The organism is Vibrio sp. bablab_jr001 (genome assembly GCF_016464285.1).
In the GTDB taxonomy this organism is placed as follows: Bacteria; Pseudomonadota; Gammaproteobacteria; order Enterobacterales; family Vibrionaceae; genus Vibrio; species Vibrio fluvialis.
Genome location: NZ_JACDWZ010000041.1, coordinates 21,982 through 37,135, shown reverse-complemented (window position 1 = coordinate 37,135; position 15,154 = coordinate 21,982). Strand labels below are relative to the sequence as shown.

Sequence of the window (15,154 nt, the reverse complement as noted above, 5' to 3'; positions counted from 1 at the left end):
ATATTCGATTTTTGCTTAAATCTCAGACGTAAGACGCCACTATTCCATCGAAGATGAGAACTTGGACCTAGATTGGAGGCAAAAAAAAATCGGCTTACGCCGATGGGAAATGAAAAAAGGAACGAAAATAACTTAGGGAAAAGATTAACCGACCAAAGCCATTGGCTCTGATACAAGAATATGATTAGCGTTGGCCATGCGATCATGCATCACCTTAATCACCTGACCAAAATCGAGTGACTTAGATCCATTCAGCACAAATGCCTCGAGATCAACCAAAGCGCACAAGCTAGCGTTATCGCCCACTTCAAGCACAATAAAGTATCCTTGGTTGAAACTATTCACGAGACTGACAATGTCACCCTCTTCCGGAGCGACATCCCCGCCCTGATAATCAAAGAACCAACTCTTAGGCTGAACTGGTTTGTGAAAGCGTTTTGCCGCTACACAATACAGCGCCAGCTCAACTTTGCGCGGCTCACTCATATCCAGGCAGCTGATTCGTTCTTTGTAGGTTTGGTAGTCAGACGCATCGTCAACAGTGAAGTGATTGTCAGAAAAGGCGCAATCGACTAAAAGGTTGCGGCTGAGATTCGTGCGAAACACCATCTCCTCGCCCAGGTCTAGCATCAAATAGCCTTCGCTATCTGAGTAGTACCAACTCCATTTGTCACTTGGTTTAAGCATTGTTCCGACTCTCAATTTACTTATTATCAAACGATTAGGTAAAACGCTTAAATTACCTTTGCCAACGAATATCTGTAATTCTAAGAACGGAAAATCAAAAAAAAAGAGGAAATGATTATCTCATTCCCTCTGTTTGTCACCTTGTCACTTTTTCTAAATGATCATGAAACTCAATATATTGCGATCATTTATAGATTTTTGACGATGTCACTGACCAGTTTCGGACCGTGGTAGATAAAACCGCTGTATACCTGTACTAACTTCGCACCAGCCATCAGTTTCTCTTTCGCCGCAACATAAGAGTCAATACCACCGACACCAATGATTGGGATCTCATCACCCAGCTCCTGATACAGACACTTGATCACTTCAGTACTGCGAGATTGTAACGGACGACCACTCAGCCCACCCGCTTCGTTGGCATTTTTCATTCCTTCCACCAAAGAGCGATCCAGTGTGGTGTTCGTTGCGATAACACCATCAATCTTGTTCTTCAGTAGTGACTGGCAGATCTGTTTGATCTCATCATCGCTAAGATCTGGTGCGATCTTCAGAGCCAGCGGTACATACTTGTTATGCTTTTCAGCCAGTTCCGCTTGTCTTTCTTTCAGCGCAGCCAGAAGTTCATCCAGTGCCTCACCGTATTGCAGCGTTCTCAGCCCAGGGGTGTTTGGTGATGAAATATTCACCGCAATGTAACCGGCATATGGATATACCTTATCCATACAAATCAGGTAATCATCCGCACCTTTTTCAATCGGTGTATCTTTGTTCTTACCGATGTTAATCCCGATGATACCGTCGTAGTTCGCCTTCTTAACATTCTCAATCAGGTGATCAACACCTTCATTGTTGAATCCCATGCGGTTGATAATACCTTCTGCTGGGATAAGACGGAAAAGACGCGGTTTGTCATTGCCCGGTTGTGGACGAGGAGTCACCGTCCCTACTTCTACGAAGCCAAAACCCATTGCGCCAAACGCATCGATACATTCACCATTTTTGTCCAGACCAGCGGCCAAACCAACAGGGTTTTTGAATGTGAGTCCCATGCATTCTACAGGACGGTTTGGAAGGTGTTGACGATAGAAGAGATCGAGAGGAGTACCAGTGAAACGTTTGAAGTTTTGAATGGCGAGTTCATGCGCCTTTTCAGCATCCAGTTGAAAAAAGCCAGCTCTGGCTAAGCGGTAAAGCATTGTGCCTCCGAAAGAAAAAAGCCCCGAATAAACGGGGCGTTATTATTGACGTATTTGTCTAACAATTCAATGCTTATTCCGCCGCCTGGCAGTTTAAGTTGAGGAGCATCAATTCCCGCATGGCAACTGAGAACTTCGCGAACTCATGAACCGTACCAACTTTGAACTCGTTCAGAATGTTTTCCCAACGATGCAGAGAGGTTTCGTTGTTTTCGATCCACTCTTCCAGCGCTTTCATGACGTCAAGTTTTTCTGGTTCACATGCACAGTTAAGCACTTGCGCAGTCAGCTGGCGTTGCTGCCAATCCAGATCTTCACGGAATGCCGCACGGGCCAGAGCTTGCCAGTTGTTATCCACAGCCTGGCCATTGATCTGTTTCAGGAACCAGTGCAGTGACAAACGGTCGCCCAAGTTGAAGTACAGCTTCGCTGTTTGTTCAACGGTTTTGCCTTTTTCACGAGATACTGTAGAAATATCCAGTACTGAGTACAAGCTAGACAAACGAGCAACATAGTTGGCCAGTTCAGCATCGATACCCTGCTCGGTCCATACTTGAGCCATGGCTTTGTGTTCTGCGACTTCATCAGAAACCAACAGTTGATCCAGCTCTTTCGCTATCGCTTTCACATCTGACTGGTAGCAATCGATCAACGTTTGCACTGACTGTTTACCCGGACGGTTGCGCAGGAACCAACGAGACAGACGACGCAGCGTACGACGCACATGGAACATAACGTCATATTGTGCGTTCGCAGTGGCTTTGTTGTCGTGCGTGCGAACTTGTTCCAGAACTGCGCCCAAACCGTAGATCTCGCGAGCTGCCGCATAGGCATTAACGATATCCACTGGGTTCGCGCCAGTTTCTTCTTGAAGACGAGTCACGAAGTTACAGCCCATTTCGTTAACCATCTGATTTGCAAGCGCTGTTGCGATGATTTCTTTACGCAGAGGGTGATTCTTCATTTGATCTGAGAAGTTACGACGTAACTCAGATGGAAAGTATTTCACCAGTTGAGTCGCATGGAATTCATCATTTGCGATGTCATCACACGCCAACTCTTCTTTCAGCACCATCTTACCGTAGGCAACCAGAACAGCCAGTTCGGGACGAGTCAGACCCATGCCTTGTTTTTCGCGTTCCAGCAGTGTTTCGTCATCTGGGATATACTCCAGTGCACGATCCAGGTGACCTGCTTTTTCCATGTGGTGGATAAAGCGAATCTGCTCTTTCACCACATCAACACCTTGTTGCGCGGTTACAGAAATCGACTCAGACTGGGTGTAAGCGTCTTCAATAACGATTTCGCCGACTTCGTCTTCCATTGATTCCAGGATCAGGTTGCGTTGTTTAATGGTCATATCACCATTTGCAACCAGGCCATTCAGGAAGATCTTGATGTTCACTTCGTTATCCGAACAGTCTACACCACCCACGTTATCGACGAAGTCGGTGTTAACTCGGCCACCAGTCAGTGCGTATTCCACGCGACCTAGCTGAGTCATACCTAAGTTACCGCCTTCACCGACAATCTTAGCGTTCAACTCACGACCATCAATACGCAGCGCATCGTTTGCACGGTCACCAACGTCAGTATGGGTTTCAGCCGACGATTTCACGTAAGTACCGATACCTCCGTTCCACAGCAAATCCACTTCCATTTTCAGGATCATTTTAATCAGATCGTTTGGCGCTGCAGATGTCTTCTTCGTGCCAAGCATCTTCTGGATTTCAGGACTCAAAGTGATCGACTTCGACTTACGAGAGAAGATGCCGCCGCCTTTAGAAATCAGTTTCGCGTTGTAATCTTCCCAGCTTGAACGAGGCAGATTGAACAGACGGTTACGCTCTTCCCAACCGCTTGCTGCATCTGGTGTCGGGTCAATAAAGATGTGCAGGTGGTTAAATGCGGCCTGGAGACGAATGTGTTTCGACAGCAGCATACCGTTACCAAATACGTCACCAGCCATATCACCGATACCAATCGCGGTGAAATCCGTGGTTTGGCAGTCAATACCGATTTCACGGAAGTGGCGCTTCACTGATTCCCAACCACCTTTTGCCGTGATACCCATCGCTTTGTGGTCGTAGCCGTTTGAACCGCCTGATGCAAACGCATCCCCCAACCAGAAGTTGTATTCAGCAGAAACCGAGTTAGCCAGATCCGAGAACGTTGCTGTACCTTTATCCGCTGCAACAACCAAGTACGGATCATCTTCATCGTGACGAACAACGTTTTTCGGTGCGATCAGTTCGCCTTCAATGATGTTGTCAGTCACATCCAGCAGCGCACGGATAAAGCGTTTGTAGCAACGTTGGCCTTCGGCAAAGATCTCATCGCGCGTTGTAAACATGTACTGTTTCTTACACACAAAGCCACCTTTCGCACCCACAGGTACGATAACGGTGTTTTTCACTTGTTGCGCTTTAACCAGACCTAAAATCTCTGTACGGAAGTCTTCCTGACGATCCGACCAACGCAGACCACCACGTGCAACTTTACCACCACGCAGGTGCACACCTTCGATATCCGGTGCGTACACGAAGATCTCAAACGCAGGCACTGGTGCTGGGATATCCGGAATCTCGCTCGGCTTCATTTTCAGAGCCAGCCAAGGCTTAGGTTGCTTGTTTTCGTCCAATTGGAAGTAGTTGGTACGCAGGGTTGCTGCGATCATTTCCATGTAACGACGCAGAATACGATCGTCATCCAAGCTTTCCACATGATCCAACTGCTCAGTCAGTTTCGCGACTAGATCAGCCTGACCTTTCTGCGCGCCTTTGAATTTAGGATCAAAGCGACGAACAAATAGTTCCACCAGCCCTTTCGCCAGATCAGGATAATGGTTCAGTGTCTCTTCGATGTACTGCTGACTGAATGGGAAACCAACCTGGCGCATGTAACGAGCATATGCACGCAGAATAGAGACTTCACGACCAGTCAGAGATGCGCCCAGTACCAGACGGTTGAATCCGTCATTCTCAAGACCACCATTCCAGATTGCGGCAAACGCTTGTTGGAAACGATCGCGCGCTTCGCGAAGATCCACTTCTTTGTCGCTCTTATGCAGCATTGAGAAATCCAGGATCCAGTATGTCTGGCCGTTAGATTTCACTACTTCGTATGGTGATTCACCAATGACGCGCAGGCCGAGATTTTCCAGCATCGGCATAACATCCGACAAATGGATAGGCTCATCGCGGTGATACAGTTTCAAGCGAACCGCTTTAGAATCTTTCTTCTCTTCCTGTGGGCGGTAGAACAACATGCCAAGCTTGTTATTTTCGTTCAGCGCTTCCAGGCTTTCGATATCAGAAACCGCAGAACCCGGCATCACATCTTCTTTGTAAGAACGAGGGAATGCGTGCAGATACTCTTTAGAAAGCGGTAGACCTTTGCTCTCGCCAAAGTTTGCCACGATCGCTTCAGATAGGCGATCATCCCAAGTTGTTGATGCTTCCATTAGGTTTTGCTCTATTTTCTTAACATCGACGTTCATGTTGTTGTTATCAACACGAACAATGTAATGCGTTCTGGCAAGTGGGCTTTCTGAGAAGTAAGTGGTGAACTCCACTTCTTGCTGACAGCCAAAGTAGTGTTTCAGAATTCGTTGTGTATGGCGGCGCAGTTCGGTGTTGTAACGCTCTTTGGTGACATACACCATGCAGCTGAAGAAGCGACCAAACGGGTCTTTGCGCACAAACAGACGGATCAAATCACGATCCTGCATTTGTACCACGCCCATACCGACTTCCAGCAATTCTTCTTCACGCGCTTGAAGCAGTTCATCACGCGGGTAGTTTTCCAGAATATTATGCAGCGCTTTATAAGCGTATGAGCCGACGCGGTAACCGCTGGCTGCCAGAATACGCTCAACTTTCTCGCGGATCAGTGGAATGCTTTCCACGGCCTGGTTGTACACCGCCGAGGTGTAAAGGCCAGTAAAGCGATGCTCACCAATGACCTTACCTGTTTCATCAAACTTCTTAATGCCGATATAATCGGTGTATGCCGGACGGTGAATACGTGACTGCTTATTGCCTTTTGTCAGGATCAGCAGGAACGGTTTTTTCGCTTCCAGACGTGCAGAATCCGGGAAGTGGGATAGCTTAACCGTACGAACACGTTTCGCATCGGAAAACAGGCCAAGGCCCGATTCTTCTGTTGGACGCAGCTCGGTATCGCCTTCAACATTCACCAGGTCAAATTCTTTGTAGCCCATGAACGTAAAGTTGTGGTTACCCAACCAGCGCAAGAACTTCAACGTTTCTTCGCAACGATCCGCTTCTACCGGAATACGATCTTTTTGCTTTTCCAGTTGCGCGATCACTTGATCCAACTTGCTCGCCATTGGTTTCCAATCCTGAACCACCAGCGAGGTATCATTCAAAATATCCAGCAACTCATCCTTAAGTGCGGTCATCTCTTCTTTGCTGCTCAGGCGGTCAACTTCCAGATGGAACAGTGACTGCAGCGGACCTTCGCCGTCGTTGATGCTTTTAATTGTGCCATCGGCGTTTCGCGCGATTTGAGTCGGGCCATTGAGCATCAGGTGAGAAGTCAGATCCAAACGGCTCAGAGCCATTTTGATGGAGTCAACAAGGAAAGGACTATCCGGGATAACGATTTCGACGATGGTATGGGTTGATTGCCAACCTTGTTTACTCACCGTTGGGTTAAACACTCGAACTGAGCGCTCTTCCGGTTTCTTCTCGTTGATATGGTGCCACAGGCTGACGACCGCTCCGTATAAGTCGGATTCATTTCGTTCGATCAGATCGTCTTGTGCAACATTACTAAAAAGGTGTTGTGCGAGTTGAGTGACTAGGGGTTGATGAGCAAGCTCAAGTTTGTCTTGAATTAGCTGATACACTTTTTCAAGCAGAACCGGCATTAAACTTTCACGCGCGGTCATAGGCGACTCCAGAGATTAGAATTATGGCTTTGTAGGGTATGGCGTAAGCATAGAACTTACACTTGGTAATGCAGGACTATTGTAAAAGCTTTATTGACAAAAAGTTAATGATTTTACGGCTGGTAGGAGGTGAAATGTCTGAGAATGTGACTAATGTACCTATTTAAATTACTGCAAAAAACCGAACTCACAGAACTTCTAACTTTAGGAACTTATTGTTTTGGTCAGTAGTTAGGCGAAATCGACCTTTTACTCCAATCTGGCTAAGAAATGGCCGAAATTTTGCTGCCGGCAATTGGAGGCGCAGGCCACATTCTGTTAACACTAATACCGTGCTGGCGGCACCAGAATAGTGTGACAAAAATGCCTGATAAGAAATGTTGAGAGAAAAGAGATAACGGTTCATCGTTTGAAAATGGTGACACCGAAGTGCCACCTCATCATTTGTTAGTCTTCGAGCGCTTTGGTAACTTTCTCGTACAGATCACGAGCCAGATTATCCATCGCTTTCAACCCTTCCAGTTCTGCTTTGATCATAGCTTGACGCTCTTCATCGTACAGACGGAATTTTAGCAGCGGATCAATCAAGCGTGATGCAACTTGCGGATTGCTGCTGTTCATCTCACGCAGAATCTCACCGGCAAAACGGTAACCTTCACCACTCTTCGCGTGGAATCGAACCGGGTTCGCACTCAAGAATGAACCAATCAGGCTGCGCGTACGGTTCGGGTTTTTCAGGCTGAACGCTTCATGATTCATTGTCTGCTTGATCACTTCCAGCGCATTTTCCGCAGGGTTAGAACCTTGCAGCACAAACCATTTATCCATAACCAGACCATCGTGTTTCCACTTATCGCTGTAATCCGCCATCAGTGATTCACGACATGCCAGGCCAGCAGAGTTCGCTGCAGACATGGCCGCGATAGTATCAGTCATGTTGTTGGCTTGCGCATACTGAGTTTTCACCAACTCGTTGCCTTGCTCAGTGTAAGCCAAATAGGCCAGACAAGTGTTGCGCAGTGCACGACGTCCAATCGCCGCATGTTCAATGGTGTACTCTGCTTGCTTTAATGTATGGTAAGTGGCGCTCAACTCATCTTCCAGCTCCGTAGCCAGAATCACTTTGATCGCTTTTAGCACTTGAGCAATTGCATCAACGTCGACACGTTTGTACCAGCCCGACACTTCATTGTGGCTTGGAAGCGACAGCATCTCCGCCACAAACGCAGGTTCCAGAACATCGCTCAGCAACACACCGCGGAATGCATCCACTACCGCTTCAGACAATTCCACGGACTTGCCCTGCTGCACGTTGTCGACGTTCGCGCGAATGTATTTCGCCAGCAACATCTGTCCTGCATCCCAACGGGCAAACTCGTTAGTCGCATGCACCATGAGGAAAGTCAGCTCTTCATCACTGTAGTCGTATTCCAGTTTAACTGGCGCAGAGAACTCACGCAGCAGTGAAGGAATTGGTTGCTCTGGAACATTTTCAAACACAAACGTTTGTTTCGCTTCCTTCACGTCCAGTACATTCGCTACCATCTTTTCGTGACATTGTAACGGAATGATTTCACCACTCTTTGTATACAGTTCGACATCGAATGGGATGTGCAACGGCTGTTTCTCTTTCTGCTCGTGCGTCGGCTCAGTGTGCTGTTCAATGGTCAGTGCATAAGTTTTCGCTGATGCATCGTACTCACTGCTCACTTTCACCGTTGGTGTGCCCGATTGGCTGTACCATAGACGGAATTGTTTCAGTGAAACGCCGGACGCATCTTCCATTGCAGAAACGAAATCTTCACACGTCGCCGCCGTGCCATCGTGACGTTCGAAATACAGCTTCATGCCCTTCTGGAAGCCCTCTTCACCCAACAAAGTGTGCATCATGCGAATCACTTCACTGCCTTTCTCGTAAACGGTCAGGGTGTAGAAGTTATTCATCTCGATCACTTTATCCGGACGGATCGGATGCGACATCGGGCTCGCATCTTCCGCAAACTGTGGACCGCGAATAATGCGTACATTGTTGATTCGGTTTACCGCGCGAGAGCCCAGATCCGATGAGAATTCCTGATCACGGAATACGGTTAAACCCTCTTTCAGGCTCAGTTGGAACCAATCGCGACAGGTTACTCGGTTACCCGTCCAGTTGTGGAAATATTCGTGTCCGATCACCGCTTCGATACCCAGATAATCGGTATCGGTCGCCGTTTTCTCGTTGGCCAGCACATACTTGGAGTTAAAGATGTTAAGACCTTTATTTTCCATTGCGCCCATGTTGAAGAAATCAACCGCCACAACCATGTAGATATCGAGGTCGTATTCCAGATCGAAACGCTCTTCATCCCACTTCATCGCATTGATCAACGACGCCATCGCGTGATGCGCACGATCCAGATTGCCTTTGTCGACAAAAATTTCCAGATCAACATTGCGGCCAGATTGGGTTACAAACTTGTCGCGCAGTACATCAAAATCGCCAGCCACTAAGGCAAACAGATACGCTGGTTTTGGATGTGGATCCTGCCATTTTACCCAGTGGCGACCATTTTCCGCTTCGCCCTGTTCAACTTTATTGCCGTTGCTGAGCAGGAATGGGTATTGTGCTTTATCAGCAATGACTGTGGTGGTGTATTTCGCCAGCACGTCTGGCCTGTCGAGATAATAAGTAATGCGGCGGAAGCCTTCTGCTTCACACTGAGTACAGAATGCACCACCAGACTTGTACAAACCTTCCAGCGCGGTGTTCGCTTCCGGATTGGTTAAAGTAACGATGGTGAGTTCAAAAACTGCCGGTAATGCGCGAATCTCAATGCCCGCTTCCAACAGTGTATAATCTTGCCAGTCTGCGCCGTTAACTTGCAGCGCTTTTAATTCCAGTCCTTCGCCATCCAAAACTAACGTTGTACTGTCACCTTGCTGCTTAACTTGAGAAACAGCGGTCACTGTTGTCGCTGTGTCATGAAGATCGAAGGTCAGTTCAATGTCGGAAATGGTATGTGAAGGCTCTTTATAATCTTTACGATACTTGGCCTGTGGAGTTTGAGCCATTGTCGGAATCCTTTTGACGTAATGATATGTGACTATTCCCAATTACTTGGTGATACAGATCTTAGGCTTGTTGGCGCTAATAACAACCCCTGAAAAGAAAAAACGAGGTATTTGCATTAAATACCTCGTTATCTTGCTAGCGAGTAAGAACGGAATAACAGATTTCTCTAATCATCAACGACTAGGCAGTGGTTCAGAAAACTTCTGGCGTTGCTGTTAACGGATGCGATCCATCACCGCATACATCGAGCCATCTTCCACTTCCAACGTCAGCTGGTCCTGATTTAGGGTGTAGCGTGTGTCCTGTTCACCATCTTCATACATCAGTACAAGATGATTCCCCTCTGTGTAATAGACTCCACGGTGAATGGCTTCGATACCATTGCTCCCACTGGCCCGGAACAGAAACACAAAATCGGGTTGGAGAATCAGGTCAACACTCTGAATGTTTCCTGAAGAGAGATCATCACCAGACAGCGACGTACTGGACCAAATTCCTGCCAGCGCATTCGATAAAGCTTTAGTGAACGTAACGCCATTGAGATGCAACAAATTATGATTGCCTTTATAGGCATAAACCTGAGGTTCGTCGGAGTTCAGCCCAAGAATAATGGTGTCATTGTTGGCTGCGTACATACCTTCCCAATGATCCACACTGTAGTCTTTCTTTTGTATATCAATAGCAAAGGTGTAGTCAGACTCTAAGTTGAGCTTAATCGCCAGAAAATTCTCCCGCGATTCTTCCGGATTAGGATTAATCAGATACCAGTCACCCAATAAAAAAGGCTGGTCAAACTGTGTTAAATCTCTGTTATCAGAATCATTTACGCTAAACGCTGGGCCGGTGGAAACCAAGCTCAGACAAGCGAAAATCATCATTACCCATTTCATCGCGCTTCCCCTCACTTTTTTCTTTAATCTTAGGCTGACCGTACACATAACGCTAAATTATTTGACATAAATCACAATAACCATTCTTTTCAACGACTTTTTACTAATCTTTCTGTTGATAAATGGGCCTGTCTAAGTGGATATAAAACTTGGTTTTCTTCTCCGTTTTAAACAAAAGATAACGGCCGAACTATTGTTAAAAAAGTGTAACCGTCAATTTTGTCTTATTGAGAACGGCTGAACTATAGTCAGAAAACTAAATCCTCAAGGAGACAACAAACATGAGTCAGGTGGCACTAATTTCTCGTTTAAACGAACTTCCCCGCATTCAAAGTCTGCTGCACGAATTACTTGAAATGGTGAATCAGGACGATGTCGATTTTCACCAACTCGCCCATAAAATTGAAATGGATCAGGTACTCAGCGCTCGCTTGTTACGTATGGCGAACTCTGCACATTTTGGCGGCAACAAAACCATTGCGACCGTCAATGATGCCTTAATTCGAGTGGGAACGGGGCCAGTCAGAACTCTGGTCGTAGCGTCCGTGCTGTCGAGCGCTTTCCCGCATATCACGACACTGGATATGGAAAAGTATTGGACAGACACCTTTGAAGTGTCGGTGATTTCAAGCAAGCTTGCAGCGGAAGTCGGTATGGACACCAACGAAGTATTCACCACTGGCATTCTGCACAACATCGGCGAGCTGATGATTCATACGCTGGTTCCGGAACAGGCCATGATTATCAATCAAAGAACTGAGTTAGGAGAAGAGCCGTTTTCTGTTCAGGAAGAGTTATTGGATGTCTCCTCTCCGACCTTGGGCGCACGGCTTGCACGCAGTTGGAAATTTCCGGAAGAGATGGCCGATGCCATTGAACATTTCAACGAACCGAGAGACGCCGAGGTATCACCCAAACTGGCAACGATTCTGCACTTTGCGCGATCCATCAACGAACGTTGGGATTCGTTTCAGCAAGAGTTGGATAAAGCAAACTTTCTTGCCGAACATCCGGATTCACGACTACTCAGAGTATCGGCCAGTTTCGCGGCAACGATTGATCGTATTCGCGGCAATGGCCGCGATATCGCGATGCAAATGGTGCATATCTAATAAAACTCAACGGACAAAAAAAGCGGGCTTAAAGCCCGCTTGTTCATTATTTGCATCTTACGATTGCTTGATCATGTCCACCATGATGGCGACCGATTCATCCAGATAAGCATCTGGTGCTTCGTAATCTTTTGGCACATCTTGCAACGTCTTAAACTCTTTCTTGCCCATCGCTTTCTGACGAGCATTGATACGATCTAAGCGTTCCTGATCAGATTTCTCACTCTGAGCTTTACGTACTTTCTCATTTAAAGACAGGTAGTTATCGTCTTTCTCTGCTTTGTACTTCGCAATATCCTGCTGGATAAAGCTAAACTCCATATCCTTAGCGATGCGCATCTGATGTTCCGCACTCAGTGTCGTGATCATCTTGTGAAAATCATGCAGCTTTTCATACTTCGCTTTATCGATACTGTCCCAAGGCAGCGCATTCGATTCCATACTTTCACCCGTTTCAGCAGCATCAACCGCTGTCGGGAAAGCAATATCCGGAATGACACCTTTGTTCTGAGTACTGCCACCATCAATACGGTAGAACTTTTGAATGGTGTACTGTACGTAACCCAGCTCTTTATCAAACAGATCGTAAATATGATTTAACGAGCGATGTTGCTGAACCGTACCTTTACCAAATGAGTTTTCACCCAAAATGATCGCACGGCCATAATCTTGCATGGCTGCGGCAAAAATTTCAGACGCTGAAGCACTGTAGCGGTTGATCAGAACAGTCATCGGGCCGCTGTAACTCACCTTGCCGTCCGTATCACTGTTCACATTCACTCGGCCGTAGCTGTCTCGTACCTGAACGACCGGACCACTGGTAATAAACAGACCAGATAACGCTGTTGCTTCTGTCAGCGCGCCGCCACCGTTATTACGCAGATCCACAATGATGCCATCTACATTCTTTGCTTTCAGCTCAGTGATCAGCTTGTCAGTATCTTGAGACAGACCAACATAGAAACTCGGAACTTCAAGCACGCCGATTTTCTTGCCATCTTTTTCAATGATCTCTGACTTAACTGCGCGGTCTTCCAGACGAATCTTGTCACGCACAATTGTGACAACGTGACTTTTTGCATCTTTGCCGTCAGGCAGAACCTGCAGCTTCACTTTGGTTCCTTTCGGTCCCTTAATCAGCTGTACAACATCGTCCAAACGCCAGCCAATGACATCGACAATATCTTCACCGTCTTGGCCCACACCGATAATGCGGTCACCCTCACCCAACTGTTTGCTGTTCGAAGCCGGACCACCGGCTACCAGTGAACGAATCACGGTGTAATCGTCTGTCATCTGCAGCACAGCACCAATACCTTCCAGTGAAAGATTCATCTCAGACTGGAACTGCTCGGCATTACGAGGTGATAAGTAGCTGGTATGCGGGTCAATCTGACGCGCAAACGCATTCATGTAAAGTTGGAATACATCTTCACTGTGCGTTTGAGTCAGGCGTTTAATCGCATTGTTGTAACGTTTCGCCAGCGTTTCTTTGATTTCCGGCCACTCTTTACCCGCAAGCTTGAGGTTCAGCGCGTCGTATTTAACGCGTTTACGCCACAATTCATCGACTTCTGCCTGATCTTTTGGCCACGCCGCTTTTGAACGGTCAAGCTCAATCGATTCATCGGTATCAAAGGTGATTTCGTGGTCTAACAGAGACAGCGCATATTGAAAACGGTCAAAACGCTTTTCCATCGACAGGTTATACAAATCAAAGGCGATTTGGTTATTACCTACCTTGAGTTGGTCATCAAGTTGAACTGACCAGTCATTGAAAGAATCGATGTCAGCCTGAGTAAACAGGTTGCGATTGTAGTCCAGCATTTCGATATAACGTTCAAAAATCGCTTGGGAAAACTGATCGTCGAGATTGAAATGTTTGTAATGAGAACGAGTAAAACGAGACGTAACGCGTTTGCTCGCGGTTTCATGCTGAACTTCAGGGGAAAGAAGAGGAAGATCCTCTTTGTGGATATTGGCTTCGAGAGCCTGAACTGAAAAGGCTGCTAGCCAAAGGCTAGCAGCAATCAGAGATAATTTTGAACGGCATTTCATGCGTAGGAATTTCTCCTTTATGCGCGCAAGTGCTCCGCTTTCACAACCATTTGCAGGCCGTTGCCGAGTTGAACACGCACATCTTCCTTATTGATTTCAACGATGGTCGCAGCCATGTTGCCTTTGCCCATGTTCACGTTCACTTCTTTGCCAACATTCAGTTCATCAGCTGTCAGAGCACGTGTTTCTACAGGCTTTTTATCCGCTTTTGGTGCCGCTTTTTGCTGAGGACGACGAGCTTGAGGCTTTTTCGCTGCCTTCGGCTTCGCTTTGGCGTCTTCACGCACCTTTTTTCCTTGCTCTTTACGACGGGCGTCTACACGAGCTTTGCTCTCTGCCAACGCCGCTTTTGCGTGTTCTACATGTTGCTCTTCCAATACACCACATGCATTACCATCTAGATCGACACGAACCGCACCAGCTTTAACACCGTGCAGGTAACGCCAAGACGAAGTGTACTGTCTTAGTGCTGCACGAAGTTGAGTTTTGCTTACTTTAGAGTCTTCACTTAGGCGCTCAGCAAGATCTTGAAAGATACCAATTTTTAGAGGCTTAGCCTCACCTTCTAAAGTAAAGCAGTTAGGGAAACATTCAGCAATGTACGCAATCACTTCTTTGCTGTTTTTTAACTTTTCAGTGTTTTCCATGAGGATTCCTGGTTGATGCGGCTGGTCCGCGAAGCATTAAGTATAAATATGTTCGGTATTATAGTGACCTGACTACGAAAAACCACAGGCAAAGACCAATTTATGCCTTGTTCGCGTGTGAATTAAGCAGCTTTTCTACTTCAGTCATCAAAAACGTGAGTCCTTCTTCGTCAGTTTCTGAAAAACGGCCAACACTTGGGCTGTCAATATCTAACACGCCTGCAACTTCACCGTTGATAGAAAACGGAATCACGATCTCAGAGTTGCTTGCCGCATCACAGGCAATATGACCTTCGAACTCATGGACGTCATAAACACGTTGAACAGAATTGGTGGCAACCGCAGTACCACATACACCACGTCCGACAGGAATGCGCACACACGCAGGTTTACCCTGGAACGGACCAAGTACCAACTCACCGTCACGCATCAGATAGAAACCCACCCAGTTCAGGTCTTCTAACTCCATGTTGAGCAGTGCGCTTAAGTTCGACAAGTTTGCGATCATATCCGGTTCAGACTCTAATAACGCAACAGCTTGCTTGGTTAAGCGGTGGTAATGTTCTATTTTCATATTAACTTCCAATTGAA

The 15,154-nt window shown here is 46.8% G+C and carries 10 protein-coding genes; 1 reads left to right on the top strand and 9 read right to left on the bottom strand.

Features of this window, described 5'->3' with window-relative positions; translation table 11 throughout:
- Positions 1–144: 144 nt before the first annotated feature.
- From JIG40_RS06090 to JIG40_RS06065, 6 genes are all read right to left on the bottom strand, one after another.
- Positions 145–687 carry a cell division protein ZapC gene (locus tag JIG40_RS06090; RefSeq protein WP_020331096.1) on the bottom strand — a complete coding sequence of 181 codons (543 nt, stop codon included), beginning with the start codon at positions 685–687 and terminating at the stop codon, positions 145–147.
- Positions 688–875: 188 nt separating this feature from the next.
- Complete coding sequence (gene pyrD, locus JIG40_RS06085) at positions 876–1,886, bottom strand: quinone-dependent dihydroorotate dehydrogenase (RefSeq protein ID WP_020331097.1); 1,011 nt, start codon at positions 1,884–1,886, stop codon at positions 876–878.
- 73 nt (positions 1,887–1,959) lie between these two features.
- Positions 1,960–6,801 (bottom strand): NAD-glutamate dehydrogenase, encoded by a 4,842-nt coding sequence (locus tag JIG40_RS06080; protein ID WP_143682735.1) that lies wholly within the window; start codon positions 6,799–6,801, stop codon positions 1,960–1,962.
- A gap of 187 nt (positions 6,802–6,988) precedes the next feature.
- Entirely contained in the window at positions 6,989–7,207 is a 219-nt protein-coding gene (locus JIG40_RS06075) for a DUF2835 domain-containing protein (protein WP_080728434.1), read from the bottom strand.
- Positions 7,208–7,248: 41 nt separating this feature from the next.
- Positions 7,249–9,855, bottom strand: a complete 2,607-nt coding sequence (gene pepN / locus JIG40_RS06070; RefSeq protein ID WP_020432249.1) for an aminopeptidase N — start codon at positions 9,853–9,855, stop codon at positions 7,249–7,251.
- Between the two features lie 216 nt (positions 9,856–10,071).
- Complete coding sequence (locus tag JIG40_RS06065) at positions 10,072–10,746, bottom strand: hypothetical protein (RefSeq protein WP_020331100.1); 675 nt, start codon at positions 10,744–10,746, stop codon at positions 10,072–10,074.
- Between the two features lie 281 nt (positions 10,747–11,027).
- On the opposite strand from JIG40_RS06065, the gene JIG40_RS06060 reads away from it, so the two are divergent.
- A complete protein-coding gene (locus JIG40_RS06060; RefSeq protein WP_165881036.1) occupies positions 11,028–11,858 on the top strand; it encodes an HDOD domain-containing protein in 831 nt (276 codons plus the stop codon).
- Between the two features lie 57 nt (positions 11,859–11,915).
- Here the strand turns inward: JIG40_RS06060 and prc are convergent, their stop codons facing one another.
- From prc to JIG40_RS06045, 3 genes are all read right to left on the bottom strand, one after another.
- Complete coding sequence (gene prc, locus JIG40_RS06055; RefSeq protein ID WP_199464977.1) at positions 11,916–13,916, bottom strand: carboxy terminal-processing peptidase; 2,001 nt, start codon at positions 13,914–13,916, stop codon at positions 11,916–11,918.
- A 17-nt stretch (positions 13,917–13,933) separates the two neighbouring features.
- Complete coding sequence (proQ, locus tag JIG40_RS06050) at positions 13,934–14,563, bottom strand: RNA chaperone ProQ (protein WP_020331103.1); 630 nt, start codon at positions 14,561–14,563, stop codon at positions 13,934–13,936.
- Between the two features lie 100 nt (positions 14,564–14,663).
- Complete coding sequence (locus JIG40_RS06045; protein ID WP_020331104.1) at positions 14,664–15,137, bottom strand: GAF domain-containing protein; 474 nt, start codon at positions 15,135–15,137, stop codon at positions 14,664–14,666.
- Positions 15,138–15,154: the final 17 nt, after the last annotated feature.

Coding starts and splice junctions, on each gene's coding strand:
- JIG40_RS06090 (WP_020331096.1), bottom strand. CDS start 687: ATGCTTAAACCAAGTGACAAATGGAGTTGGTACTACTCAGATAGCGAA.
- pyrD (WP_020331097.1), bottom strand. CDS start 1,886: ATGCTTTACCGCTTAGCCAGAGCTGGCTTTTTTCAACTGGATGCTGAA.
- JIG40_RS06080 (WP_143682735.1), bottom strand. CDS start 6,801: ATGACCGCGCGTGAAAGTTTAATGCCGGTTCTGCTTGAAAAAGTGTAT.
- JIG40_RS06075 (WP_080728434.1), bottom strand. CDS start 7,207: ATGAACCGTTATCTCTTTTCTCTCAACATTTCTTATCAGGCATTTTTG.
- pepN (WP_020432249.1), bottom strand. CDS start 9,855: ATGGCTCAAACTCCACAGGCCAAGTATCGTAAAGATTATAAAGAGCCT.
- JIG40_RS06065 (WP_020331100.1), bottom strand. CDS start 10,746: ATGAAATGGGTAATGATGATTTTCGCTTGTCTGAGCTTGGTTTCCACC.
- JIG40_RS06060 (WP_165881036.1), top strand. CDS start 11,028: ATGAGTCAGGTGGCACTAATTTCTCGTTTAAACGAACTTCCCCGCATT.
- prc (WP_199464977.1), bottom strand. CDS start 13,916: ATGAAATGCCGTTCAAAATTATCTCTGATTGCTGCTAGCCTTTGGCTA.
- proQ (WP_020331103.1), bottom strand. CDS start 14,563: ATGGAAAACACTGAAAAGTTAAAAAACAGCAAAGAAGTGATTGCGTAC.
- JIG40_RS06045 (WP_020331104.1), bottom strand. CDS start 15,137: ATGAAAATAGAACATTACCACCGCTTAACCAAGCAAGCTGTTGCGTTA.